A 1,676-nucleotide genomic window follows, 5' to 3' on the forward strand; every position below is an offset into this window, starting at 1 on the left:
GACAAGACAGCCTTGTTCTTTATTAGTTTCCTCAATATCGCTGTAGCAAGGCTTTGGATCAGGCATTTTGTAAACGTTGACGTGCCCCTTAGCTGGGAATGGGGGCGTACCGTATTGTAGTCTTCCCGCCAATCAGCCAGAATGCGGAACCGGCAGCCACAGATCAGGGCATCCGATACAAAATCCAGGCTCCAGCGCTGCCCGGGTTTCTGAGGGATGGTCATGGGAGAACGTGTCCCCAGTGCCCTCTTGCGGCCACCCCGATGGCGGACTTTCAGCTCTTCCTCCTGGTAAAGACGGAACAGCTTCTTGTGATTGGGGCTGTATCCTTCCCGCGCCAGAAGATAACCCAGGCGGCGATAGCCAAAGCGGCGGCGTTGGTCCGCCAGTTCCCGTAGACGCTGGCGCAGGGCAGCATCGTTCGCTCCGGTAGAAACATACCGCGCGATACGCCTGGCAACACCGACAAGCGCACAGGCACGGCGTTCACTCAGGGCCAGAGCCTCCTGTATGTGTCGGACCGCCTGCCGTTTCGCGACAGGCGTCACCACTTTTTTCCAACGATTTCCTTTAGTGCCGCATTATCCAGCATGGCATCCGCCAGTAGACGTTTCAGGCGGCTGTTTTCATCTTCCAGGCCTTTAGCCGTTTGGCTTCCGATATTTCAAGAGCACCATAGCGGGTCTTCCATTTGTAAAACGTCGCATCACTGATCCCGTGTTTGCGGCAAAGATCAGTGACCTTCAGCCCAGCCTCCTGTTCCTTCAGGATCCCTATGATCTGCTCTTCCGTAAAGCGGCTGCGTTTCATCCGTCCGTATCCTTCTCGATCGGACTCTACTTTTTAATGGTTACATTTTCAGGGGGCACGTCAGCGGTCCTGAGAGTTGTAAAAAAACGACATTCTTGTATAGTGTATAATTTAGGGAAAAACATGAAAAAATTCGCTGTTTTTTATCATATTTGGGCTCCAGCAGAATCAAATTCTTGGATTTTATTGGTAGACGAACAAATAAAAAATTTAATATCATCTGGTTTAGCTTATAATTCTGAGGTTTTTTGTTGTATAAATAGCGAGAGGCACAAAGAAATAGAAGAGTATGTTTCTCAATATAAGTTTTTAAATATTATAGAATCATCAAATGATCTTCGGCAATATGAGGCATTTACTTTAAAGCATTTATATGAACTATCTTTTGAAAGGGAAAATTTTGAAGCAGTCATGTATTTTCATACCAAGGGTATTCGTCATTTCTCGAACCCAACTGAATATCATGTCGTAAAAAATGTTAATAGTTGGAGGAAATTTTTAGAATATGGTACTATAAACAAGTGGCGTGAATCTGTATCTCAATTGCAGAGTCACGACGTTTCCGGTGCTAATTTTCATGTCCACCCACGAAAACATTTTCAGGGAAATTTTTGGTGGTCAAGAACTGACTATATACGACGACTGGAACATCCTTTATCCAAATGCTTTGCTGACGTGAGCTTTTGTCACCCTGAACAACTTGAAAGAGTGAGTTGCGAAATGTGGATTGGAAGCGGCGATCCACGATGGTTTAGTATATACAATTATCCATTTTTTATTGACGGAGAAAATAATTCGTTTGATTTGTATAATTATGACATATTTCCAAAATATCTACAAAATTCTTTTTAAGATATAAGAGATTA

General features: G+C 44.3%; 1 protein-coding gene and 1 pseudogene. One reads left to right on the forward strand and one right to left on the reverse strand.

Going from position 1 to position 1,676, the window contains the following annotated elements:
- Nucleotides 1–137: 137 nt before the first annotated feature.
- Nucleotides 138–810: pseudogene (locus tag GOB58_RS13175) on the reverse strand (transposase); the annotation flags it as partial.
- A gap of 123 nt (nucleotides 811–933) precedes the next feature.
- Between GOB58_RS13175 and GOB58_RS12845 the strand changes: the two are divergent.
- Nucleotides 934–1,662, forward strand: coding sequence for a hypothetical protein (locus tag GOB58_RS12845; protein ID WP_173560458.1), 729 nt, complete (start codon nucleotides 934–936; stop codon nucleotides 1,660–1,662).
- Nucleotides 1,663–1,676: the final 14 nt, after the last annotated feature.

This window comes from Acetobacter thailandicus (genome assembly GCF_011516655.1).
GTDB classification, from domain to species: Bacteria; Pseudomonadota; Alphaproteobacteria; order Acetobacterales; family Acetobacteraceae; genus Acetobacter; species Acetobacter thailandicus.